At 53.6% G+C, this 23,636-nt stretch carries 18 protein-coding genes and 1 pseudogene; 9 read left to right on the top strand and 10 right to left on the bottom strand.

The window, feature by feature from the left end; all coding sequences use genetic code 11:
- Nucleotides 1–293: 293 nt before the first annotated feature.
- Both VOI22_RS00995 and VOI22_RS01000 read right to left on the bottom strand, forming a co-directional pair.
- Entirely contained in the window at nucleotides 294–935 is a 642-nt protein-coding gene (locus tag VOI22_RS00995) for a hypothetical protein (RefSeq protein WP_323794740.1), read from the bottom strand.
- Nucleotides 932–1,606 (bottom strand): hypothetical protein, encoded by a 675-nt coding sequence (locus VOI22_RS01000; protein ID WP_323794741.1) that lies wholly within the window; start codon nucleotides 1,604–1,606, stop codon nucleotides 932–934. The genes VOI22_RS00995 and VOI22_RS01000 overlap by 4 nt, the downstream gene beginning before the upstream one ends.
- 466 nt (nucleotides 1,607–2,072) lie before the next feature.
- On the opposite strand from VOI22_RS01000, the gene VOI22_RS01005 reads away from it, so the two are divergent.
- The 7 genes from VOI22_RS01005 to VOI22_RS01035 all read left to right on the top strand — a co-directional run bounded on the left by VOI22_RS01005 (nucleotide 2,073) and on the right by VOI22_RS01035 (nucleotide 12,452).
- Nucleotides 2,073–2,594 carry a PAS domain-containing protein gene (locus tag VOI22_RS01005; protein WP_323794742.1) on the top strand — a complete coding sequence of 174 codons (522 nt, stop codon included), beginning with the start codon at nucleotides 2,073–2,075 and terminating at the stop codon, nucleotides 2,592–2,594.
- Nucleotide 2,595: 1 nt separating this feature from the next.
- Nucleotides 2,596–3,723, top strand: coding sequence for a methyl-accepting chemotaxis protein (locus VOI22_RS01010; RefSeq protein WP_323794743.1), 1,128 nt, complete (start codon nucleotides 2,596–2,598; stop codon nucleotides 3,721–3,723).
- Nucleotides 3,724–3,841: 118 nt separating this feature from the next.
- Nucleotides 3,842–4,147 carry a hypothetical protein gene (locus VOI22_RS01015; protein WP_323794744.1) on the top strand — a complete coding sequence of 102 codons (306 nt, stop codon included), beginning with the start codon at nucleotides 3,842–3,844 and terminating at the stop codon, nucleotides 4,145–4,147.
- 103 nt (nucleotides 4,148–4,250) lie between these two features.
- Nucleotides 4,251–6,131, top strand: coding sequence for an EAL domain-containing protein (locus VOI22_RS01020; protein WP_323794745.1), 1,881 nt, complete (start codon nucleotides 4,251–4,253; stop codon nucleotides 6,129–6,131).
- 124 nt (nucleotides 6,132–6,255) lie between these two features.
- Nucleotides 6,256–7,179, top strand: coding sequence for a sensor domain-containing diguanylate cyclase (locus VOI22_RS01025; protein ID WP_323794746.1), 924 nt, complete (start codon nucleotides 6,256–6,258; stop codon nucleotides 7,177–7,179).
- 83 nt (nucleotides 7,180–7,262) lie between these two features.
- Entirely contained in the window at nucleotides 7,263–11,261 is a 3,999-nt protein-coding gene (locus tag VOI22_RS01030) for a response regulator (protein WP_323794747.1), read from the top strand.
- A 135-nt stretch (nucleotides 11,262–11,396) separates the two neighbouring features.
- A complete protein-coding gene (locus VOI22_RS01035) occupies nucleotides 11,397–12,452 on the top strand; it encodes an HD domain-containing phosphohydrolase (RefSeq protein ID WP_323794748.1) in 1,056 nt (351 codons plus the stop codon).
- 168 nt (nucleotides 12,453–12,620) lie between these two features.
- On the opposite strand, the gene VOI22_RS01040 is transcribed toward VOI22_RS01035, so the two are convergent.
- From VOI22_RS01040 to VOI22_RS01045, 3 genes and pseudogenes are all read right to left on the bottom strand, one after another.
- Nucleotides 12,621–12,860, bottom strand: a complete 240-nt coding sequence (locus VOI22_RS01040; protein ID WP_323794749.1) for a YigZ family protein — start codon at nucleotides 12,858–12,860, stop codon at nucleotides 12,621–12,623.
- 13 nt (nucleotides 12,861–12,873) lie between these two features.
- Nucleotides 12,874–13,269 carry a WGR domain-containing protein gene (locus tag VOI22_RS21095; protein WP_416366052.1) on the bottom strand — a complete coding sequence of 132 codons (396 nt, stop codon included), beginning with the start codon at nucleotides 13,267–13,269 and terminating at the stop codon, nucleotides 12,874–12,876.
- A gap of 216 nt (nucleotides 13,270–13,485) precedes the next feature.
- Nucleotides 13,486–13,758: pseudogene (locus VOI22_RS01045) on the bottom strand (tyrosine-type recombinase/integrase); the annotation flags it as partial.
- Between the two features lie 636 nt (nucleotides 13,759–14,394).
- Between VOI22_RS01045 and VOI22_RS01050 the strand changes: the two are divergent.
- The gene (locus tag VOI22_RS01050) at nucleotides 14,395–15,432 is read left to right on the top strand and encodes a GSU2403 family nucleotidyltransferase fold protein (protein ID WP_323794750.1); all 1,038 of its coding nucleotides are present in this window, start codon (nucleotides 14,395–14,397) and stop codon (nucleotides 15,430–15,432) included.
- A gap of 266 nt (nucleotides 15,433–15,698) precedes the next feature.
- Here VOI22_RS01050 and VOI22_RS01055 read toward each other — a convergent pair whose 3' ends face one another.
- Nucleotides 15,699–16,562, bottom strand: a complete 864-nt coding sequence (locus VOI22_RS01055) for a LysR family transcriptional regulator (protein ID WP_323794751.1) — start codon at nucleotides 16,560–16,562, stop codon at nucleotides 15,699–15,701.
- A 178-nt stretch (nucleotides 16,563–16,740) separates the two neighbouring features.
- Here VOI22_RS01055 and VOI22_RS01060 point away from each other — a divergent pair, with 178 nt between their 5' ends.
- Nucleotides 16,741–17,130, top strand: coding sequence for a cupin domain-containing protein (locus VOI22_RS01060; protein WP_323794752.1), 390 nt, complete (start codon nucleotides 16,741–16,743; stop codon nucleotides 17,128–17,130).
- A 259-nt stretch (nucleotides 17,131–17,389) separates the two neighbouring features.
- Here VOI22_RS01060 and VOI22_RS01065 read toward each other — a convergent pair whose 3' ends face one another.
- Genes VOI22_RS01065 through VOI22_RS01080 form a run of 4 tightly spaced genes read right to left on the bottom strand, consistent with a single transcriptional unit; the run spans nucleotide 17,390 to nucleotide 23,535 of the window.
- Complete coding sequence (locus VOI22_RS01065) at nucleotides 17,390–17,863, bottom strand: hypothetical protein (RefSeq protein WP_323794753.1); 474 nt, start codon at nucleotides 17,861–17,863, stop codon at nucleotides 17,390–17,392.
- An 8-nt stretch (nucleotides 17,864–17,871) separates the two neighbouring features.
- Nucleotides 17,872–20,757: a hypothetical protein gene (locus VOI22_RS01070; RefSeq protein WP_323794754.1), complete on the bottom strand. Its 2,886-nt coding sequence runs from the start codon at nucleotides 20,755–20,757 to the stop codon at nucleotides 17,872–17,874.
- Nucleotides 20,754–22,256, bottom strand: coding sequence for a site-specific integrase (locus VOI22_RS01075; protein WP_323794755.1), 1,503 nt, complete (start codon nucleotides 22,254–22,256; stop codon nucleotides 20,754–20,756). The genes VOI22_RS01070 and VOI22_RS01075 overlap by 4 nt, the downstream gene beginning before the upstream one ends.
- The gene (locus tag VOI22_RS01080) at nucleotides 22,246–23,535 is read right to left on the bottom strand and encodes a site-specific integrase (protein ID WP_323794756.1); all 1,290 of its coding nucleotides are present in this window, start codon (nucleotides 23,533–23,535) and stop codon (nucleotides 22,246–22,248) included. Before VOI22_RS01080 ends, VOI22_RS01075 begins: the two co-directional genes overlap by 11 nt.
- Between the last annotated feature and the right edge of the window lie 101 nt (nucleotides 23,536–23,636).

Genomic DNA, 23,636 nt, shown 5'->3' on the forward strand with positions numbered 1-23,636 from the left:
CTGGGTTGATTTGGGCCACAAAGGCGCTGTGGGTCAAGTTTCCCAGGCTGGAATGCGGCCGGTTCCGATTGTAGTCCTATAGGATTCAATTCCTTCGAGTTCATGCTCGACAACAGGCGACCCAATGCGGTCGTCCAACCGTCGATGATTTGGAGATAAGTCGCATGTCCCCTCAATTCCCCGCTTCGAGTTAAGTGTCGTGTCCCCGCAATTCCGTGACAGGCGATAGCGCCCGCTATCTCGTACGCGACCGGCGGGATTACGGCTGGTTCTAGAGTGCCGTGCTGTTCGTACTAATCGGGATCGGTTTGGTGCACCCGGTAGGCATGCTTCTTCCAGATCACCCAGATGCTCTCGAAGCGACCCGTGCCGGCCCTTGTCGCGCCGGCAAATGACGCGATCACCTGTGCATGAACGCCGCCCCAGTCTTCCAGATTGAGGTAGATTGCCAGATTTACCGGATCCGAATAGCTTTTCGCGAGTTTGCGAGCGACGGCGTTTCTGAGCCAATCACAAGTATTTTGAACGGCCTCCTTCGGCGTCGGAAGCGGCTCAAGATCAACGTTTTCGAGATCGACCTCGTCGTCGCGAACGCCCAGATACTCCACGCCGCGCCGCCGACCGGGTTGGTCGGCCTCGACCATCTCGAACTGCTGAACGATCCCGTTCGACAACTTGATCTCGAAATCGGGCCACTGGTCGTCGACAAGATGGATTTTCGAGATGGGCAGACCCGACGTCGTTCCAAACACTGATGCGACGTAGGCGTCTCGGAGGAAGGCAAGGCCACCTTGGTTGAACAAGGTTTCGGGGGGAACCCGCTCGGCAATCGACTCCCATACAGCCGCAAACTCCTCCGGCGATCTCCATACCACGAGCTCGTCCTGAATTCGTCGCAGTTCGTCTGGCCCTATGCGTACGGACAAGTTGGTCATTCGCCGCCTTCTGTGTCGGCTGCGGGATATGTCGTGATGGCACCATCTGGCGGGAGATAGACGTCGGCCGTGGACGTCACGGTCTCCTTGCCCGGCAACGTCAACACGTACTGCTTGGCAATGACTGTCGCCTGGTCCCCGGTCAATTGCCGGTGCCGGCGTATCCGCGCGTGCATGAGTTCCGCGAGTCCCAAGCAGAGGTTGACGATGTACCTGTCTCGAGCAGTGTCGACGGGACCGATTTTTTCGGCGAGATCGCCCATGTCATCGGGATTTGGATAGAAGCCCCGACCTTCGTGTAGCGTCAGTTTCGCCAGCGCGGCCGAAAGTTTCTGCGACGGATCGGACAGCATCGCGCCGAGGTCATGAGCGAGCTTGTTCCGCACAGTGTTGAGCGCGAGCAACGCTTCGTGGAGCGGCTTCTCGATGGCCTCAAGCAGATAGAGCATGTCGATCTGAGCGGCGATGGTATCGAGCTTACCGCCAACGTTCGTGAGCTTGCCTTGTATGGACAGATCCTTACGGGTCCAGCGCAAGAGGGTCTTGAGGACCGCATCCTCCAGGAGCGTTCCACCGAGGATCACGGCCTCATGGTCGCTCCCGCTCTCCATGATCCGGACGACGGTCTCCAGATGCTGATTGCCTTCGCCCGTGAATATCGACCAGGTCATTTGCCTCCTCGCAAGCCATTAGAGATCACGTTAAGCACAAGGTCGAGCAACCCCGAGAGAAGCATTCGCATGACATCGCTCTCCTTGCAAACTAGTTAGCCAACTGATTTTCTAGCAGACATACGACTCGACAAATGCCGCGCCCTTTGGAGTGATATTTCCTATGGCGTATCAGGCGAAACGCGACGGACATGCATTCCATGGAACGGCAGAGATATCCGCGCTCAACACCGCATCGGTCGCCTTGAACGTCCGCTTCCCATCCTGCAGATCCAGATGGCCTATTCGGCAGGCCGCGACCCAAAGCGGACGTTCGACACCTTCGTGAGGATTCCGCTCGGAGCCGACGGCTCGTCAAATACCCACGGATAGAGAACACACTCTATTATTTAATAAGTTTTTAATTAATCTAATCCATAAGTTTATTCGTAACATCTCTAAAGGTCGACGGATTAGGGGGGGTAAATTGCAGTTCTCAGGTAAAGAAGTGTTTTTTGATCGCGATGATCTCATCGTGAGTAAAACAGATCCACAAGGCCGACTCACATACGTTAACCATACATTTCTGGATATAGCTGAATATTCGGAAGAAGAGTGTGTCGGCCAACAACACAACATGATCCGCAACCCGAACATGCCGAGGGCGATATTCGAGTTGTTGTGGAAAACCATCGCCAGCGGCGAGGAAATCTTCGCCTACGTGGTCAATGCAACCAAATCAGGCGGTCATTATTGGGTGATCGCCCACGTGACGCCCAGCATCGTGAACGGGCAGATCGTCGGCTACCATTCGACACGCCGTGTGCCGAACGGTGAAACCATTCGCACCACCATCATGCCACTCTACGACCGTCTCCAGTCGGTCGAGAAATCCAACTCGCTGAAAAAGGATGCGCTCGCCGCATCGGTTGGCGCCCTCAACGACATGCTGAGGGAAAAAGGCGTGACATATAATGAGTTCATTTCAAACCTGATGAAGAGTGACTGACATGTTTATGCGCAACAGCAAGTCCACGAATGGGTCATCCGCCACCATCAGCGACGAAAAAATCGGCGAAATACTGGACGTTCTCGAAAAGGTTTGCCGCGGCGATTTCGAAGCGCGGGTCAAAAACGTCACGACGGTCCAGGGCCGAGAGAGAGAACTCAGCGTCAAGATCAACGAGATGATCGACCGCTCCGATGCCTACGTGCGCGAGTCCAAGGCGTGCCTCGGCTTCATTGCGAAAAACCAGTATTTTCGAAGGATTTCAGAGAACGGCATGCTCGGAGCGTACCGGGAAGCTTCGCAAGCAATCAACGTGGCCGCCGACGGCGTTGAAGAGAAGATGAACCAGTTTGGTGAAATGGTGGGCTCCATTGCCGGGGCGGCACGAGATCTCAAAGAAAATTCCGGAACGCTGCAGGGAGCCGCCACCATGGCGAGCGATCGCGTCGGTGCTGTTGCGGCAGCAGCAGAAGAGGCTGGAACCAATACCCAAACCGTAGCCGCGTCTGCAGAGCAATTGAACGCCTCCATTCAGGAGATCAACCATCAGGTCGCTGAGTCGAGCACGATGGCGGCCGACGCCAAAGACCGTGCCGGCGAAGCTAACGCGTTGATTGGAGGGCTCTCGGAAGCCTCCGAAAAAATTGGCGGCGTTGTCAAACTGATCAACGACATCGCCGGGCAAACCAATCTGCTGGCACTCAATGCCACCATCGAGGCGGCCAGGGCCGGAGATGCCGGAAAGGGTTTCGCGGTCGTGGCCGCGGAAGTCAAGGGGTTGGCCGGACAGACGGCGATAGCGACTGATGAAATCAAAAAGCAGATCGATGATATTCAGGAATCCACCCGGCACGCTGTCAGGGCAATCAACGAGATTACCGAGAAGGTCACGATTTTCAGCGACGTAACGACATCCATATCGGCGGCCGTCGAGGAACAGGGCGCAGCCACTCAGGAAATCACCCGTAATGTTCAAGAGACGTCGGCAGGCGTCAGGGAGGTGTCGGAGAGTATCGTCTCGGTCAGTAGCAATGTCGATCAGGTGAACGACGTGAGCGGAAAACTCTCTACCGTTGCAGAAGGCCTATCGGGGCAAGCCGACGCTCTGGCCAAAGTCCTTCAGAATTAGTCCACGATCCAAATCGCGAGTGCGCTCGATCCGGAGCAATATAGCTTGGTTACCGTCATTCCGGTTTAGCCAATTGCCGGCGCATCGCCTTGCGAGATACCGACTTCGGTAGAGCTTAATGCATGACAAATTCAAACACCGAGTGGCACGCATCAACGATGAACGGCGCACGTCAATTAGGAACAAACTCAATGATGCGACAGTTGAACTTGAGAGGCTGGAAGCGGAACTGGTCGAGACCGGACTGTATAAGACCTTTCCCGTAACCCGTGAGTTCTTGATTGCCATCGTTGCGCTTCGTCACGAACTGCGACATTGGCATCAGACAAGCGGCACCGCGCCTGACGCGATCGACCTTCTCAAAAGGATTGAGGCCATAATGCAAAACATAGTCGCTAACTTGGCTCCGGCCATGGAGGAGTAGGATTGTAATGCTCGGTATTGATCAGCCAATCGAATATGCTTGGCCCGACAGGGGCCCTCGCGCCCCTCTCGGCCGGATTTGAGCGCCTTCAAGTTTATTGAACATGTGCGTCAGCAACATCAACACAACCACGCTTGACGAGCTTGCCGCTCCTTTGCACCCGAAGGAAGCGGAACGCCTCGCGGAACTCAAACGAACCGGGCTTTTGGACACTCTGGCCGATTGCCGAATTGACCGCATCACCGAACTGGTCTCGCGGACGCTCAAGGTGCCCACGGTTCTGTTCAGTCTTGTCGACGAAGACCGTCAATGGTTCAAATCCATGTGCGGATTCGAAATCCGGGAAATAAGGCGTGAGGTCGCCTTTTGCGCGCATGCAATTCTTGAACGGAAGCCATTCCTGATCGTTCCGGACGCTCGGGAAGACGCGCGTTTCGCCAAGAATCCGTTAGTGACGGGCGCTCCTCATATCAGGGCTTATTGTGGAAGACCTATCCGGTCCCCCTCCGGCCTGCCAATCGGGACGTTGTGTGCCATCGACTACGCTCCCCGTATATTCGATGAAGACTTCCTGGGGAGCTTCGATCTTTTCGCGGGATTAGTCGAACATGAAATCTACCGATCAATTTCGGGCGAACTCGTCAGCGCCCGTCCCGGGGAAACCGGGCGCGGAAACCTGCAATCAGGCGACCTTCTGAAGAGCAATGAGCAGTTTGAGGCGACAATCAAGGAGCTGGTCGCGTTCAATCGGGACACCGCTTTTTGTTGCCTGCAAATCGGCATTCCAAAACTGGGCAACATTGCGCGTAATTTCGGAACAACTGCAGCAGATGAGGTCGTCTCTAAAATTGCCGATTCCATAAAGGTCGCCTTGCGAGACAGGGAACACGTTATCGGCCGCGGCGCCTTTTGCGACATCGTCGCCATTTGTGGGTTTACCAACACAAAAGACACACTCGATTTCGTGCTTGAGGACATCGAAAGCGCGATAGGCACGCAGGTGCTCACATGCGTCGGCTCCATCCAGACCCCTGTTCGGGTCGGCGCGGATATTTTAAACGCGGGCGACCAGGAAATTCATACCGTTTTCTGGAATGCCCGAACGGCACACGACGCCATTATCACTATGGAACCGGGCGTTCACGGCAAACTCTTCACTACCGGCATGGCCGAGACCGTACGATTGCTGCAGTCGGTGATGCGCGACCTGCCCGCCGCGATTTCCAAGGGGCAGATCGAGCTGTTCTTTCAGCCCAAGATCGATGTTTCGAGCTCTCGTATCTGCTCCGTCGAATCCCTGTTGCGCTGGCAACACCCGGAACATGGATGGTTGCCTCCGATCAAGATCATCGAGGCGGCAAGAGTGATCGGTATTGAACGAGAGCTGGACAATTACATCATCCGGCAGGCCTGCTTCCAGTTCATGAAGTGGCGCCGAAGTGAGCTTAAAATAGACACCATTTCGGTCAATATCTCGTCCCATGGTCTTTTGCGGCCCGATTTCGTCGAGGACCTGGCAACGATCATCTCCGAAACGCGGATCAACCCTGTTCATCTTGAGATTGAGATCCTGGAGGATTCTTTAATCGTGAATTTTGAGGAGACGGTCGCGCTTCTGGCCGAGTTGCGCCATCTCGGAGTCAAAATCAGCCTGGACGATTTTGGTACAGGTCAATCATCACTCTCTTATCTCCAGAAGCTCCCACTGGATATTATCAAGATCGACCGCGAATTTTTCAAAGACATCCTGGATGACCCGAGAAAGTGCGCTCTGGCCCGTCAGATAATAAATTTAGGGAAAACGCTTGGTCTTAAGACCGTTGCCGAAGGCATCGAGACAGCCGGTCAGTATAAAATCATGCAATCGTGCCAATGCGACATGATCCAGGGTTATTTCTTTTCGCGACCACTGCCAGCAACAGCCTTCGAAGCTCTGTACCGGCGTAACGGCGGCGAACTTCAGCCCCAAGACCTGTCCGACTAGCCAACTACCTCGCTTCTGAATCCGAATGGATGGGTGAACCGAGTGAACCGGACGTTTAAGGGTTTGTAAGCTTTTCGCATGCATAAAATTTATCTCACAATATTCGCGAAAAGGTGACGACCAAGTGACACAAGCGCTCGATGAGGTCACCCTCGATACTTCTGGGCTTTTCTATCGCGAGCTCATAAACAATACGGCCGATGCAATCGTGGCGATTGATTGCAGGCAGACACTCGTGTTTGCCAACCGAGCGTCGGAAGATCTTTTTGGTTACCACGCCGACGATATCCTCGGAAAGAATCTGGACATTCTTTTGCCATCCTGCTTCCGGGAAGTGCATGCCGCCTATGTTGACGGCTTCGCCAGTTCGTCGATCAATGCCCAATATATGGGGGACCGGAAAGGTCAGGTCGTTGGCCGCCACGCCGACGGTCGCGACCTCAAACTCGGCGCCACCATAGTGCGGATTCAAAACGGCAAAGAAACTCTGTTCGCCGCAATCATGAGAGACATCGGCTGGCAAGTTGAGTTGGTCGACAAACTTACGGACATGGCAAGAGAAGATCCCCTGACCCGGCTCTTGAACCGCCGGAGCTTTGAGAAGCTCGCCAAAGCCGAGGAAAAGCGCGCCCAACGCGATAAAACGAGCCTGTCCTTTTTGTTTATCGATATCGACCATTTCAAGGACGTAAATGACAGACATGGGCACGGCGCTGGTGACGTGGTGCTCAAGGAACTTGGAAGAATTGCCAGTCAGTCTCTGCGAGGGATGGACCTTATTTGCCGATGGGGCGGAGGAGAATTTGTCGGCATTCTTCCGAACACCGATTTCGATGGCGCGAAAGCGGTCGCGGAGCGTATCCGGCGCGCCATTGAAGACAACCGGTTCATCCTACCCAGCGGCGCAAGCATTTCAGTCACCGCCAGCATTGGCATCAGCCACGCCGCGAATGACGCTGTTGACGTAAATAACCTGATCGAGAAGGCCGATAAAGCTCTGTACCAAGCAAAGCGGGCGGGCCGAAACCGCGTGTCGTTCGCCGGTTGACCGATGCGCAGTCTGGAATATTTCTCCAAGCTTGAAGACCGTAAAAAATCTCACGCCGCAGCCCCTCTCATGAAGAAGCCAGCATGGAAAACACGAAAAACGAAATTACCGAAATGCGGAAGCGGTTTATCGCCCGGCTGACCGTCGAAATAGATGAGGTCGCGCAAGCTATTCCAGAAATTTGCACCGATGGGTACTCTCGTGAGGCGGTCCAGGATCTTCATAGAAAGATCCACAACATTGCGGGGAGCGCGGGGACATTTGGCCTGAATCCCATCACGGAACAGGCCCGCAAAGTCGAAAAAAACCTAATGAACATTTTAGACCGGGATTCTTCGCCAACAAGCGCGGAATGGAATGCCATAAAAGAAGGCGTCGAGCGCATCGCACACCTATCGGAAAACCGAACGGTCTGGGATGCACCGAGCCTTGAAGGGCCGGGCACCACCAGAGAAAGAGCTCACAATCCTCTCATCTACATCGTCGACGACAACGATGAAATAAATGGCCAGCTTGCTGCGGTCCTCCGGGAGCATCGCTACCGTGTAAGATCATTCTCGAATATCACAGACTTTTCTCGCGCACTCGCGCAGGAAAGTGAGGAAACACCGAACGCGATCCTTTTGGATATCGTCTTCGGGGACCACGAACGCGCTGGTATTGAAAAACTCGAAGAAATTGCAGAAACCTGCCAAACGGACATTCCCATTATCATAATGTCCATGCGCGACGATCTCCCGGCAAGGCTCGAGACGCTCAGAGCCGGCGCGATCCGGTATCTCGGGAAACCGGTCGACACATCGTTACTTCTCCATGTTCTCGGCGACCTGACCGCCCGGGCGTCAGAAGATCCGTACAGAGTGCTTATGCTGGACGACGACAAAGTCCTGCTGGACCTTTATTCGCTACTTCTTGCCGGAGAAGGCATGGACGTCCGCTGTCTGGACGAGCCGATGCGGTTCTTTGAAGTCCTCGACGAGTTCGATCCCGACGTGGTTGTCCTGGACGTATACATGCCAGGTGCAACCGGTCCGGAACTGGCAGCGGTTTTGCGACAAAGACCCGGATATTCGGAGATACCGATCCTTTTCCTGTCGGGTGAGGACGACCTCAGCGTGCAACTTACGGCGCTTGGACTTGGTGGTGATGATTTTCTGTCGAAGCCAATCGAGAAAGAGCATCTGATCGCAGCGGTCAGCGCGCGAGCCAGACGCTGTCGTCAGAGCAAGGCAATGGCCAAACGGGTTCAGCAATTGCTTTACGAAAAGGAGCGTGAACATCTCGCGCTCAACCAGCATGCGATCGTAAGCATCGCGGACCGGGCTGGGCGGATCACATATGTAAACGAAATGTTCTGCAGCGTCAGCGGATACGAAAGAGCAGAACTCCTTGGAGAAAATCACCGGATTGTCAAATCAGGTCAACATCCCGAAAGCTTTTACACGGAGTTATGGTCCACGATCTCCAAGGGGCAAATCTGGAACGGGGAAATCTGTAACAAACGCAAAGACGGCTCATTCTACTGGGTACAAGGAACGATCGTCCCTTTTCTGGATGGGAATGGAAAGCCTTATCAGTATGTGTCCGTTCGGACAGATGTAACCAAGGCAAAAGAAAACCAGCTTAAAACCGATTTCAAAAACCGACTTCAAAAACGCATCAACGATTGCGCGGAGAATATCGTCTCCGCGAGTGCTGCCGAAATCGATCTGGCCATCCAGGACGCCATTGCCAAAATCGCAGAAGGTATTGGGGCGGAACGTGCGTATATCTTGCTTATTTCGGAAGACAAGCAACGTATGGAATGCACGTCGGAATGGTGCGCGGACGGCATAGCGCGCGCGCCGGATGACTTCCGAAACACCGAATACAGGATCGCACCGTGGTGGCGGAACGAAGTCGAGAAATATGGATTGTGTGTAGCTGCTTCAGTGAACAGTTTGCCGGCACAGGCCGAATATGAACGGACACAGCTATCAAAAGCTGATGTTCAATCTCACTGCTCTGTCTCACTTCGCAGTAATGGTCAAGTATTCGGTTTGATCGGTTTCGACACAGTTACGGAAGAACGCGATTGGAGCCTCGAGCAACTCGACATGCTCCCCGTTTTCGGCGGTATTGTCGGCAGCGGGATGAAGCGCAAGCGCTCGGAGATCGCACTCGAACAGCACAAAGAACGGCTTCGCCGAGGGCAGATCTTCGCCAATATAGGGACCTGGGATTTCAACATCCAGACTGGGGAACTTTATTGGTCCGAACGGATAGCGCCACTGTTTGGATACCCTTCGGGAGACCTCAAGACCTCCTACGAGAATTTCCTGGAGGCCGTTCATCCCGAAGATCGCCAACTGGTGACCGACAGCGTGACCGCCTGCATTGAATCCGACGTGCCCTATGATATCGAACACCGGGTCGTTTGGCCGGATGGGACCACAAGATGGCTCTCCGAGCGCGGGGCTGTGGAACGCTCCGAAGACGGTGAGCCACTCCGGATGCTCGGCGTTGTTCAGGACATCCATGATCGTAAGATGGCAGAGAAGGCATTGTCCGAGCGTGAGGTTCAACTCAGAGAAGCGCAAAGCCGCGCAAAATTGGGGAATTGGCGCCAGGACAAGACAAATGATCAATTTGAGTGGTCGGACGAGACCTATCGGATATTCGGATATGAACCGGGGTCAATAAAGCCCTCTTTGTCGGTGTTTATGGAGCACATTCCTTTTGACGATCATGCGCTCGTGGAAGAAGCACAAAGATTATCCATAGAAACCGGGAAGTTTGATCTGATTCATCGCGTTCAACGGCCGGACGGAACCGTGATTCATGTGCACGAACTCGCCGGCGTCACGCATGACAGCGCCGGTCACATCATCGCCTTGACCGGGACCGTGCAGGACATTACGGATCGGATCGAAGCAGAAGACGCTCTCATTGCGGCACGCGACGATGCCCAGCGCGCGAACCAAGCAAAGTCCGATTTCTTGTCCAGTATGAGCCACGAATTACGCACGCCGATGAACGCCATACTTGGCTTCGGACAGTTGCTTGCCGCTGACACGACTTTGGACGAGGACAACGCGGACAGTGCACAAGAAATCGTAAAAGCTGGAGAACATCTGCTCGAACTGATCAATGAAGTTCTTGACCTTGCGAAGATAGAGTCCGGAAAAACCGGGTTCTCAATCGAATCGATCTCCTTGAAGTCCGTCATCGCCGAATGCCTGTCGATCGCAGAATCCCTCGCGCGTAAACGCGGAATTAGAATTCAGACCTCGCTGTCGGACAGCTGCCACGTGCGGGCCGATCGCATGCGCGTCAAACAGGTCCTCCTGAATCTCCTATCGAACGCCGTGAAATACAATAAAGAGTCTGGCGAGATTGACATCCACACTGAAGAAGCGCCGGACGGCAGGATCAGAATTTCGGTCACCGATACCGGGCCGGGAATTTCGGAAACGCATATCAAAGAGGTGTTTGAGCCTTTCAACAGGCTGGATGCAAACCAGACAGACGTCGAAGGCACGGGAATCGGGCTTACGATCAGCAAAAAGATTGCGGAAGAGCTCGGGGGCGAGATCGGACTCGAATCCGAACTCGGAAAGGGCAGTACATTCTGGATCGCGCTGCCTAAGGAGAAGAACCCGCTCTCCGAAACGGAGAACGAAGAGCCCGCCGCTTCTCCGCCGTCACCTGCATCGAACGCGGACAAGTCCCATACGGTTCTCTACATAGAAGACAACCCGGCGAATATAAAACTGATGCGGCAGGTCTTCAAAAACCGAACGAATATCGAGTTCAAAACCGCTCACACGCCCGAAATCGGCCTTGAACTGGCAATGACGCAGCGTCCGGACCTCATCCTGCTCGATATCAACATGCCGCAGATGGACGGATATCAAGTGCTCCGGGTCATGAAAGACGACGCCTCTCTCAAAACAGTGCCTGTCATCGCCGTGACGGCCAACGCGCACCAAAAAGACATCGAGTGCGGGAAAGCCGCCGGGTTTACGGACTACATCACCAAGCCGCTGGATATAGAAAATCTTAATAAAGTTGTTGATAAAGTGATTTTCAAGATGGCCTAGGGTTTTCAAAACCATGGACAAATCACGATATCTCTATGGTTTGCATTGATTGCAGGCCCGCTTCACATTCGAAATCCTGGTTGCCAAGTGCCGTGCGGACTTTCGAAGCAAGGAAAAGACAGTCGGAGTTTTAGAATGACTGACGCGTATTCCTCCAGCCTTAAAATCATGGTGGTGGACGACGAACCCGCCAACCTGAAGGTGCTGAAGAAAACGCTCAACGGTCACGGATACGATTCCATAAATCTGATTTCGGACCCTAGGGATGTCGTCGAAAAATACACTCTTGATCGGCCGGATCTCATATTGCTCGACCTGAACATGCCGTATCTCGACGGCTTCGAGGTTATGAGTCTGCTGCGCGACCTTGACGATCCACTGCTTCCTCCGATCGTGGTACTTACCGCGCAAACTGGTAAGGATTACGTTCTGCGCGCTCTCTCGCTCGGCGCGCGCGACTTCATCAGCAAACCGTTCGATCGGACCGAACTTCTGATGCGGGTGCGAAACCTGCTGGACGCCCAACTGGCCCACAGGTTGATCCATGATCAGAAGGCGGAACTTGAGCAAATGGTGCGTTGGCGAACGGAGGAACTCGCGGCAACCCGCCTGGAGGTCGTCCGGCGCCTTGGGATGGCTGCGGAATATCGAGACGAGGAGACAGGAAGCCACATCGTAAGAATGAGCAGGATCTGTGCGACCTTGGCCAGGGGCGCTGGTTGGAATGAAGAGATGTGCATGCTGATCCTGCACGCCAGCCCGATGCACGATCTTGGCAAGATCGGCATCCCCGATGCGGTCTTACTGAAACCCGGAAAACTCGATTCGGCAGAGTGGGAAATAATGAAGTCTCATGCCCAGGTTGGCGCCAATTTGCTTGACGGTAACGACTCTAGCTTGATGGAAATGTCGCGGGAAATTGCCCTCACTCACCATGAAAAATGGGATGGCAGCGGCTACCCCAATGGTCTTTCCGGGGAAGACATCCCGGAAAGCGGAAGGATCGCGGCTCTGGCCGATGTCTTCGACGCGCTGACCTCGGAAAGACCCTATAAAAAAGCATGGTCGATAGAGAGCGCACTCAAGCTGATCCGTGAGCAAAGAGGCCAGCATTTTGATCCCAGGCTGGTTGATGTTTTTTTCAATGCATTGGATGAAATTCTCGAAATAAAGACGGGTATCGAGCATTAGAAAAAGCACGGCCTACCGACCAAGATAGACGTCTCCATTCAAGGGAACAGGTGGATTTGGGCTGTGCCCCCGAAAACTGGATAGTGACGTAATCTACGGCGGCGGTGTCAGTGGGTCCTTGAGACGAGGGGAATGAGCGATGACAAAACGCACGTTCGGCGAAGCGCTTCAGGTCGCGCGCAGATCGTCGAGATAGATCCGCACAGCATTCTGCACGTGCCGGAAGCGGGCGCCGCCCAAATGCTTGCTGTCGAACCATCGCATCACCACGATGATATGCTCGTGCAATCGTTCTCGCTCCAGCGTCCACAAGATCACCCCCGCACCTGCCTCGCCATCATCGTTCTTTGATGGGGCGTCGGCGCTCAGCAGAGCCTGATGGCCTATTCGGTACTGTAGTGTGGGCAACTGCCGGAATTCCTTACGCAGCGAACAACGGTAGTTCTACTGGCGCGACATAGGGTTTTCGCTGCTTAATGCGCGAAATAACGGCCCCGCGCCGATCGGCACCGCCGGATTTTTGCCAGTGACTTACCAATGGCGCGCATTCTCCGTCCACCATCGTGAGCACATAAGCACTTCCTAGACGCCTCCGTGCGGATAGGCGCCGGCGTAGAGCACAAGTGGCGATGCGATTTGCTTCATCCAGGTTCCTGGCTACAGAAACAACATCCCGAAGTTTGGATCCATGTCGGCCGAACCGTGCCGTTACCGTAATGACGCCAAATAGATCATGATCGATCTCAAGCTCGTAAACCCGGTTGCGATTTTGCTCGGAATCAATGAGGCGCAGACGAAGGTAAACAAGTGAAAGCATAACCCAATTTTATCACGCCCAGAACAAAACATGAATCAGCTAATTTGGCTCTTTTGCAATTACCTGTTTTGGCAATCATATCGGTTGGCTTATTTCCGTTCGGAAAGGCAGCGTTACCCATTCCGTGTAATGGTGACTCTCGCTCCTGAGCATCCGGCGGGCAAACATCTACAGGATGAGGACCGCCGCTCGCAGTTCACGAGCGGCGGCTGTTCCTCATAATTCGACTTGCTCTGATATCGCCAATGCGTCTTCGACCTCGATGCCAAGGTAGCGCACCGTGCTCTCAAGCTTCGTGTGACCGAGGAGAAGCTGAACGGCGCGCAGGTTACCGGTCTTGCGATAGATCTGCGCCGCTTTGGTCCGGCGCATGGTGTGAGTCCCATACGCCGAGCTATCGAGACCGGCGCTCTCGACCCAGCCATGAACAATCCGGGCGTACTGGCGAGTCGACAAGTGAGGGCTCTTGCGGAGCCGGCTGATGAAGAGATAGTCGCCGGGACGTCGTCCGGCTTAGTCTATCCATGCTGCCAGTGCGTTCCGGGTTGCCGCTGTCATCTCAAACTGGACAGGACGTGCGGTCTTCTGTTGAACAACTGTCGTGCGCTCGCGAATACGGCCGTCGGAAAGAATATCATCAACCCGCAGGCTCCCCGCTATCTCAAGCCTCACCCGGATTGACCAGACATCCTTCGGCTTGAGCGGCCGCTTCTGGCTGACCAGTCTTCCCTTGTTCCAGGGGGTACGCAGTGGGGATCTTTCAAAACCATCAGGGTCAGTAAGCATCGTCGCATCCTCTCAAAAGAATGCTCCTTCCCTCCTGTCACGGGATTCAATGCCTTCGCGCTCATCTTGGCAACAGGCGACCAAAGCGGTCAGACAATTGAAGCCACGCGACCGGCTGTATTACGGACTATGCGGCTTCGGATGGCGGCCGCTCACTCATTCGGGGGTGCGGGGAGGAGACTTCGGCTCCGACTAGGGGGAAGGCTTGCCCCTTTAGGCTCATAGATGTGCGCAGGAGCGGCTCACAGGTCGTCGACGCTGCAACAAAATCCAACTATTTGCATAAAAACGATTTATCCCGCAAAATGCGTAATTCCTGATTTTGCGGGATAAATCCTCATGGCGACAAACATATTAACCTTCTCCGACGAGCAGCTCCGCGTCGCCGCGAATCTTGAACAGCATTACGATGTCTGGATCGAGACACAGCGATCCCTCTTTACGCTGCCCTATGGGATGAAGTGGAAAACGGTGTCCGGACGCGACTATCTTTACGAGACCGCGGACCGACAGGGGAACGGTAAAAGCCTGGGTCCCCGTTCCCCTGAAACCGAAGAGCGTTACAAGCGGTATCGCAAGGAAAAAGACTCGCTGAGCGAACGCGCGAAAGTCAGCGCGGCAAGGCTGCAGGAAACCTGTCGTCTCTACCGGGCCCTGCGCCTACCGATGATCGCGAGCGAGGCGGCGAAGATCCTCCGGGAAGCGGACCGCCGCCGCTTACTTGGATCGCATCTAATCGTGGTCGGGACCAATGCCATGCCCGCTTACGCGCTCGAGGCCGGCGGACGTTTCGACCAGGTGCCGGACGAAACGGACGATTTCGACATGGCTTGGTCCTATGACGGCGCCGAGCCGCCTCTACCGAACAAGACCGCTACCGTATGGACCATGCTCAAGGCCGTCGACGGGACCTATACTATAAATTCGGAGCGACCGTTCCAGGCACGCAACTCCTCGGCCTACGAATTTGAGCTGCTGAGCGCGGAATCCCGGATCAAAACCATGCACCGGCTGGACAAGCCAAAGCCGATCCCGCTGCCGGAGCAGGAATGGCTGCTCCCGGGTATGCGGGTCTCCCACGTCGTTCTCGGCCGGGACGGCTCACCAGCGCGCATCGTTGCGCCCGATCCCCGCTGGTTCGCGCTCCAGAAGCTCTGGATGGCAGCGCAAGAGAAGCGAAATCCCCTGAAACGGAAAAAGGACGCTATTCAGGGGGCGGCGCTTCTCGATGCGGTCAGCACTCACATGCGGCAGTTTCCCCTTGATGTCGCGTTTGAAGCAAGTCTTCCGGAGGAGCTGCAGCCCTTCTATCGAGACTGGCGGCATGAGCAGGGGGGCGCCGGCGCGAACGGCGCTCCGTCTTGGAGCGACGGTTAGCGCGATGATGCCGAAGATGCGGTCGGCGCTGCGAAAAAGCGGAGACAGCCGATCAGGAAGCTGGCACCAAGTCATGGTGCCGCCATGCTTCTACAGGCGAGTGACAGGGAAGTGCGCCGGACAGGCCACGGCGGCGTGAAAAGCTGCGGCATTAGGGTCTGTGGGGATTTAGGATTCCCTATTTCAAACGATCGATGGCAATTGTCCACCCGTTGCGGAAGATTGGCCGGACCGTTTCGGCAACGCCTCGCACACCATCTCAACGTTCACAGACTTGCTGCTATAAAATCCACGAAAGCCCGTACGGCCGGCGTGACATTTCGTGTCGCCGAATAAATTAGGTACATTCCAAACCTAAAATTGATCTCTTCTGGGAAAAGGTCCACTAGGCGTCCAGCTACGATGTCATCTCTAACGAAAAAGTCTGGCAGGAGGGAGATACCCAGTCCCGCCAGAGTCATTTGATGCACAATCTCCCCGTCATTGACGGTTACCGGCCCCTCGAATTCACCACCTTGTCCAATCGGCCAACGACGGCCGTAGGATGGCGCCATATCACTCAAACACGGATAGTCCCGCACCCTATCGATAGAGGGCGGCATCCCGTGCTGGGCGATAAATTCTGGACTCGCGGTCAGATGCACGACGACCTCTCCACACTTCCGCACGATGAGAGAACTATCCGACAAATGGCCGATCCGAATGGCGACGTCGATGCCCTCGGCGAGCAGGTCGATCTGTTCGTTCTGCAGGCGAATGTTTAAGCTAATTTCGGGATAGCGTTGAAGGAAAATTGGAACCAACGGCGCGATCAGCCGCCGCATGGGATGTGCGGCAGCAGCAATATTAAGGACACCCGCAGGCCTTTCTTGGAGGCCCTGGGCCTCATGCTTAAGGTCGTCCGTTGCGTTCACAATTTCAGTGCAGCGTTCAAGGAACCTTGTTCCCGCCTCGGTCAAAACGACTTGACGCGGCGAACGCCTTATCAACTGCACGCCAAGCCATTCCTCAAGATTGATGACAAGCCGGCTCGTAGACGAGGTGGAAAGGCCGAGTGCTTTAGCCGCTGCCGCGAAACTGCCCTGTCGCGCCACCTCAACGAAAGTGCGCATGGCCTTGAGGTCGTTCATCTTAAAGTCCTGTAAAACGGGACGTAAAGTCTCACATTTGACTATTTGATTTCATTTAATAACACATAGAATTGCATCTGTCGCTTCTAGGGCGAAGGTCATTTATCAACAGAGGAGATTCCCAATGGCACCTACTCCCATTGTTCTACACGCTTCGGAACGATCGCAGCCGCTTAACGTGCTTGGTGTGGACGTGTCTATTCTTGCCACCAACGCCGCCACCGGCGCTTACGAAATCACGCTTCAAAAAGGCATGGAAGGAATGGGGCCGCCGCCACACAGCCACCCTTGGGACGAAACTTTTTTCATCTTGTCCGGCAGTGTCGAAGTATCCTGCGGCGACAAGACCGAATCCTGCGCTGCCGGCGCGCTAGTGCATGTGCCCGGCGGGACGGTTCACGCGTTCCGGTTTGGTGCGGAGGGAGGAGAAATGCTTGAATTTACAAGCGCGGGAGGCAGCGCGACGCAGATGTTTGCAGACCTCGCGAACACAATCGACATCGAGCACCCGGATATGGCAAAGGCCGTCAAGGTTCTGCAGCGAAACGGCACAACCGTTCATTTGTAAAAGGCACTGGCGACCCAGGCCGATTTCCAGTCGGCCGATTTTGGCACATTCGAGGCATTGGACGTCCGAACGAACGTCCGCTTCCCACCCAGAGCGGACACTCATCGCCCGTTTACGGACCGCATTGTCAGCGTTCGAATCCTCAGTGCAAGGTGGAGCAGGCCGGACGCGTAGGTTGCTTCTCGCCTTTGCAAGCAAGAGAATGCGGTATTGGCTGGTTCGTCACCCGGCCGCGGCCATTGATTAGATTCTTTTGCGACTAAGCGTCATTCTGCTTTCGCGGTTCACGCTTCTTGTTTGTCTGACGATCAAGATGCGTTTTCCGTGCAGGCAATGGTCGATTGAGCAATTCTGGGCTCAATCCATTTGCCTGGGCGTTGTATTGCCAGCGCAAAAACTGTTCAAGCAGGTCTTTGTTTTCTCTCTCTAGTCGTTCGACCTTCGCTTGTAGCGTCTTGTTTTTCTGGACCTCATAGGCCAACGCCATGTCGCCATGACGGACGATCCCGGCTTTTGCCCCAATTGCCTGACGCTGAACTGCGACGCGTGTCTTGGTCTGGTCAAAGCTGTCGGTTATTCGGGGGTATTGGCGAATGCCCTGACGCGTGATGGAAATGCCGGTGACCTTAGCAAGGACCTCTAGGTAAGCGTTCCAGGTCAGCTTCTCATTCCAGCCGTCAAGGATTTGAACGGCTTGATCCACTTGAGTGTCTGAGAGTTTCTGCTTTCGCATCGGGAAACTCAGCTATCGTCGAACATTGCATCGAGTTCTAACTGGACAGGTGATGCACCTTGATCTGATCTCAGCCCGAAATCTTGTGTCGTATTCGCGGAGACCTCATCCATCACCAGTCCGGACCTCGTTTGATCTCTCTCTGGCGGCGGCATAGAGATGATCGTTCCGGGTGGTGTGTCAGGATCTGTCATGAGCTCTAGCTTGAGCTGTAATCGCCTCAGTTTTCGCTCATGTTTGGAGATCCAGCGTTCAATTCCGGGCTCTCCTTCCGCCTGAGCTTTCAGTGAGTTCTCCAAGGCATTCCGATGTAGACGAATTCCCTTTTTCGTCTCAGCGACGAACCGATCGTCGTGGGCGATTGGCATGCTCTCTCCACAATTATCGCAGTCTTTATCTTTGGGACATGGGGTAAGCGCAAAATTGTGGCGGCACAGCCCTTTGCTGGTGACGTGTATGGATCCCAGTTCTAGCTTCAGGGCTTCGTCATATGTGATTACTTCATTGATTGATCGCTGTTGTGCTTTTTCTGCGAGTGGGCCGGTGACGTTAAGCGTCATACCGGATTTCTTGTCCAGAGCTTGCCAAGCTTCGATTACCGCTTCTTGAGGAAGGTGATCGTATGCTGCGTTCTGACCAATGCTCTTGCGACCCGACCAGAACGCGATGAGTGCTTGGGAAAGGTACTTCCCTTGGGCGAGTGTGTTGAGCAGGTGACGCATCTGGTGGGTCTTTAATTTCCAAGGCTTCCCGGTACGAGAGTTCAGCAGCTCGTTCCTGGAGAAGATCGTCTTAGCTTCCTGATTCCCTTTTTCCTGGCCCGAGAGGGCGGTAATGATCGAATTATAATTGACCCAAAAAGGCACATTCCAGAGTGTCGCTTTGTCGGCAATCTGTGCGTTGTAACCAAGACAAAAAAGGGCTTCAGAAAAGGGTAGCTCGGTCTCTGGATCTATGATCGGGAACTGGTCCTGCAACTTCCGCAGGACAAGAGTTTCAAGGCTTTCAAAGCTATATGTTATCAAGTACGACTTTCCAAACGTTCCGCGATCCGGTGCCTTAGTTTGCCCAATTGCCTTCAATTCGTCGGTCGTGATGTAACGAATAGATTTCGGCTTGGTCAGGTCTTTTTCAGTAAGTCCGATGATAGAAAACGCTTCGGCTAACGTTAATGGCTGGTCATCAAGGTGCTTAAGTCTCTCAGGTAGATAAAGCTTGTCGGGGCTGCTTACAAACCAGTCGGCCAGCAATTGGAGATTCGCCGGCAGCGGGCCAGGATACTCTGCGATGTGACCCAGAATATATTCTCGAATACTATTTTGAGAATAGGTCGCTCGGGTCTCATTCGACTGGGCTGCCTGATCATACTCTTTCCGTCTTACTCTCTCTGGATCCGTAGTGGTCCCAGAACGAACCAGCGCCTTCGTGTACCTCTGGCTGAAATGCCTCATCGGGGCATAGTCGCTGTAGGCATTGAGCAGGCGAATCACCTCATCACGTGTAATGGGCTGACCATGCAGGTGCGCGAGATCTTCCGGCAGCTCTAGTTGGTTTGGATGTGCCTCGAACCATGCCCTCATTCGAGCGTTATTTGGGCCTTGCCTGATGTTTTTGGCAAACACGCGCTGTTTGGCAAGGTCGAGGACCGATTGGTATGTGTATGTCCAAGCATGGCCAACCTCACGGATGACCTTCTTCAGTTCACCCATGCGTCGGGGGGCATTGGTCTCGCCGACTTTTTCGAGTGCTTTCGACATGCGGAAGGCAGTACGGAAATTCGGCTTATCTACTGGATCCCAGTCGAGAATTCCCGCTATTTCTGGCCAGGTCAGAGCTTGCCCGCGCAGATGTTCAGTACCAGATGGTAGATATAGTTGACTAGGGTTTTCAGAGTACCATTTTGCAGCCTGCCGGGCACTCCGCCCCATGATTTTCAGCCGATATACAGCCTCCGTCGCGACGGATTCCCACTCGGGGTTTGCTCCCGAGCCAACGGCGAACTTGGTGATCGCGAGGCCCCCCTTTGCCGGGCGCCATCTCAGGCCCATCCGGGGCGGGGCGTGAGTCTCGTCAGCTGAGGCTGTAACGCAGTCTATCGGCAAGGTCGTGATTTCGGCTTGGCGTGAAGGAGCGAACATTCCGAGAGCAACGAAACATGAGTAAATCGTATTGTAGTGGTGCAACAGGCCGCCGTGGCGATTGAAGAGAGAGGCGATGTCTAAAATGGCATTGAGATCTGGAAGTTTATCTTTTCGTGTCTTTTCATCTTTGAATTGTTCAGACTGCTTTTCACTGACCAAAAGATTTTCACGGCTAATTGAGTCTTTGTACCTGTATGGATTGTTGAAAGAGACATCAAACTCAGTCAACGAATGATATTTTAAAACGGAGTTTATGACGGTTCCGAGGTGTTGACCCTGTTGCCACCAACCACCGCGCCCTCCGCGCTCGATATACTCACTGAGCTGGTCGATGACGGTTTGGTCGACCAAGGTTAGATCCGGTTGTTTACCTGTGTGGATTAGGGCCGCGTAAATGGTTCGGAGAGCTCTGACAATCTTTGAAGGCTCGGAATTGGAACTCTTGCGATAAAGTTCAGCGACTATAGCTTTCGCCTGATCTAGGAACGGATAGGGGAACGGCTCTTTGCTGTGCGGCTTCGTTGCAAAATTGCATGAAGTTTTGGATGTCGAGCCGCGAACGCTGTCGAAGACCCATTTTGAAGCATCCCAGTCGATACCAAGCATCGCCATGAAAGGGCTGTGCTGTTGCTGGTGGGCAATGAAATCGGCCATATTTCGGCGCGCAGCCTGCAAATATGCCTGTTGCAAGGTGCTTGGAGAACCGTCCGGACGATTATTCTTGGGGATGAACGGTACGATGGTGGCGGTCACATCGGCGATTCCTCATGGAGTTTTAGCTTTGCGATGCAGGCGTTCTTGATAGCCTGTACGGCGTTAAATTGATCGAGGTGAATCTGTTTGATTTTAGGTTCTGTCTCACCATTGAGATCAACTCGGATTTCATTCTCAAGATAATCCCAATCTGCATCGATAAAGGGCTCGAATAAAAAGCAGGTCAGACAGGCTCGCGGTGCATCAAGGTAGCAATCAGTCTTGGCGCCACAGGCTCCGATTTTCTTCCCGGTCATCCTTTCAAAGTCACGGATCAGCCTGTTGTAGTTCCCGCTGTTTGTCGCCTCGTCGAAGTCATTGATAATCCCGCCGCTAAAGACCCCGGCAAAGAAATCCATTTCTTCGCCGATTGCTTCGTTGATTGGCATCTGCAAGCTCGCCAGTGATGCCCTGTAGTGTTTTATTGAGTTCGTGTTTTTATGGGTCAGAAGACGGGCTACCTGCGCATCCGTTGCGCCTTGGGCGATAGCCCTGGTCGCGAGTGTGTAGCGAAACCTATATGGGGTAATGTGAATCGGACCCTTAGTCCGATCTGAGTAAGTTTCGATTTTCGAGAATACATAGTTAAGGAGAATGTTGAGATCATCTGATACGTCAAAATCAAAGAGGCTGTCGTCCGGATCCGGCGATCCTTTTGAGTTCTGATACCGAATTAGTATGTCGGCCAAGACTGAAGGGGCCCGGCGACGGATATGGCCAGAGCTTTTGCCTCCTCTATTCTTGGCCAGTGGTATCAGAAGTGTTACCTCTCGAGCAATTCCTGCCGGCCCATCTTCGATTTGGACGTGCTTATTTCTCATTCGTACCGTCTGAATGGGCCGCACGCCCGTGCCTACTTGAAACCACGTGATAGCGTACTCCCTGAAGCTAATGGCTCCGCCAATATAGGCTTTATTCACCCCGTTCTGGATGCTCTTAAGTTCTTGTTCTGTAAGGGCTCCTCGATCAGGATCGTTGGTTAAAAGCGCGAAGTATGGGCCGTCGCCATTGTCATTCAGTTCTTGGATTTCTGGGTCAAGGATGAATGCGCGAACTTCCTCGTCAACCATCCGTTCGTCATTCGTTTGTGAGAGTTGATAAAGGTAAAATTTCAGAAATGGCCAATACGATAATGAGGTGTGATGAGACCATTTCTCGATTTGATGAAGGGTGATTGGATGGTAAATGATAAAATGCTTGTCCATAAAAGCAGAAGTCACGGTCCGATGTATATTTCTTGCGTAGTCAATAGAGAAATATATAAGAGTTTCTGTAAGTATCTTGAATGTAATATCTGACAATAATGTTTTGTCTTTAATGAAGCGCAGGTCTGATCGGAATCCTTTGCGGCCATGCACTGCTGGAATCAGCGTTCTCGTCCCCGGTATGAGTCGAATCAATTTCCCATCTTGTAGACGAATTTCTTGCCCTTCGAGCCAATTATGATCCGAATAGTATTCTCGTGCCGAAAGTTGGAAGTTTTCAATCCTAATCGTCATTAGCTATCTCAATTTCAGATTTTGGATTTGTGACGGTCTCGATCTCATCAAAAAGTTTCTCGGCAATTTCGTCAGCTTTTTTCCGAGTGTGGCGGCGCAAGTACTTGTCTGCAGATGTGCTGGCCTCACTCCATCCCATCAGCCTATTTCGAATTTTGCGTTCCATCTCCGAGTCTGGAGCTTCTTTTGATGCATCCAGCATCTCAGAGAGGAACTCATTCCAAGTCCGCCGCATTGTATGGGGCGTCAAGTATTTGGGGATTGCAGCGCTGCTCGCCCGTATATCTTCAAAGATGCGGTTTACCTGGCGTTCGGACAATTGCCGGCCGTCTCGACCCGTAAACAGGTAGCCTTTCTTACGGGCCCATTTAGGCAGCTTTGACCAGTGTTGCGTGATGAACTCGTCGATCAATATTCTTGTGGCGGGCCTGAATGGTACAGTTCGGCGTAGGGTTTTTGAGACGTGAAAAGAAACGTTTGCGCCGGAGAGCTGGAGATTGGCGACGAGGATATTGTGGACCTCGGCACGGCGTCCCCCAGTTTCCAGAAACAGTTTCCAAATCAGATAATTCCTGTCTCTGACAAACGCATCTTTCCAGGGATTATCAGCGCTACATGGGGTTACAATATCTTCAATGATCTGAACAAATTGGCGAGATAACCCCTCCAAGGATTCGTCTTGATCACCTTTGTCAGTCAATCGGGGGATGAAAGATTTTAGACGTTTCAGTCCTTCCTCGGCGAATATCCGCCGGTCAGAGCCAAAATCCTTGAAGCGGATCGGCGTCTTGCGTGCATTGTATGTCCATTCGAGGAAGGAAGCCGTATTCCGAAGTGCTGCCGCATAGCCTTCATCCTGAATCTCTTCATGTCGTTCCCGATTGGTTCTGCGGCGGTTTGGCCGCGCTGCTTCAAGGCCAATGACATTTGGTCGAAGAGGCTTCTTTCTTGCCTCGGCCATCATTGTCAATTCGGTGTTCTGGGCTTGCGCGGTAAGCCTAAGAAAGTCGCCTAACGCTTCGGCTTCGTCATATGAGAGCGGCTCGCCGGTCATCATCCGGGTGCTGAAATCAGTTCCCTCCATCGCGAACATCCAGTCCGATGCCCGGGCAATAGCGATGAGGTGATTTCTGATCGTCTTAGGCGACAGGCCCTGACTGCGAAGGCTGCTAATCACATAATAGTTGGGCCAGTAGGACGGCAGACCGACCGGCTCCATCAACACATAGGTTTCCTCACCCCGAGAATCGATGAAACGGCGAAGGCCATAGCGCTTCATTCTCGGCTCTTTTCTTTACAAAAGAATTGGGTCCTAAACTCGCTAAATCGGATGGTGAACCAAAAATCCGATTTGTAAAGTTTAGAACCCGAGATTCTGCC

Origin of the sequence: Nisaea sp. (genome assembly GCF_034670185.1) — a bacterium.
Lineage (GTDB): Bacteria > Pseudomonadota > Alphaproteobacteria > Thalassobaculales > Thalassobaculaceae > Nisaea.

What these genes read in the sequence shown, in the direction of transcription:
- VOI22_RS00995 (WP_323794740.1), bottom strand. Translation starts at nt 935, where the DNA reads ATGACCAACTTGTCCGTACGCATAGGGCCAGACGAACTGCGACGAATT.
- VOI22_RS01000 (WP_323794741.1), bottom strand. Translation starts at nt 1,606, where the DNA reads ATGACCTGGTCGATATTCACGGGCGAAGGCAATCAGCATCTGGAGACC.
- VOI22_RS01010 (WP_323794743.1), top strand. Translation starts at nt 2,596, where the DNA reads ATGTTTATGCGCAACAGCAAGTCCACGAATGGGTCATCCGCCACCATC.
- VOI22_RS01015 (WP_323794744.1), top strand. Translation starts at nt 3,842, where the DNA reads ATGCATGACAAATTCAAACACCGAGTGGCACGCATCAACGATGAACGG.
- VOI22_RS01020 (WP_323794745.1), top strand. Translation starts at nt 4,251, where the DNA reads ATGTGCGTCAGCAACATCAACACAACCACGCTTGACGAGCTTGCCGCT.
- VOI22_RS01030 (WP_323794747.1), top strand. Translation starts at nt 7,263, where the DNA reads ATGGAAAACACGAAAAACGAAATTACCGAAATGCGGAAGCGGTTTATC.
- VOI22_RS01035 (WP_323794748.1), top strand. Translation starts at nt 11,397, where the DNA reads ATGACTGACGCGTATTCCTCCAGCCTTAAAATCATGGTGGTGGACGAC.
- VOI22_RS21095 (WP_416366052.1), bottom strand. Translation starts at nt 13,269, where the DNA reads ATGCTTTCACTTGTTTACCTTCGTCTGCGCCTCATTGATTCCGAGCAA.
- VOI22_RS01050 (WP_323794750.1), top strand. Translation starts at nt 14,395, where the DNA reads ATGGCGACAAACATATTAACCTTCTCCGACGAGCAGCTCCGCGTCGCC.
- VOI22_RS01055 (WP_323794751.1), bottom strand. Translation starts at nt 16,562, where the DNA reads ATGAACGACCTCAAGGCCATGCGCACTTTCGTTGAGGTGGCGCGACAG.
- VOI22_RS01065 (WP_323794753.1), bottom strand. Translation starts at nt 17,863, where the DNA reads ATGCGAAAGCAGAAACTCTCAGACACTCAAGTGGATCAAGCCGTTCAA.
- VOI22_RS01075 (WP_323794755.1), bottom strand. Translation starts at nt 22,256, where the DNA reads ATGACGATTAGGATTGAAAACTTCCAACTTTCGGCACGAGAATACTAT.
- VOI22_RS01080 (WP_323794756.1), bottom strand. Translation starts at nt 23,535, where the DNA reads ATGAAGCGCTATGGCCTTCGCCGTTTCATCGATTCTCGGGGTGAGGAA.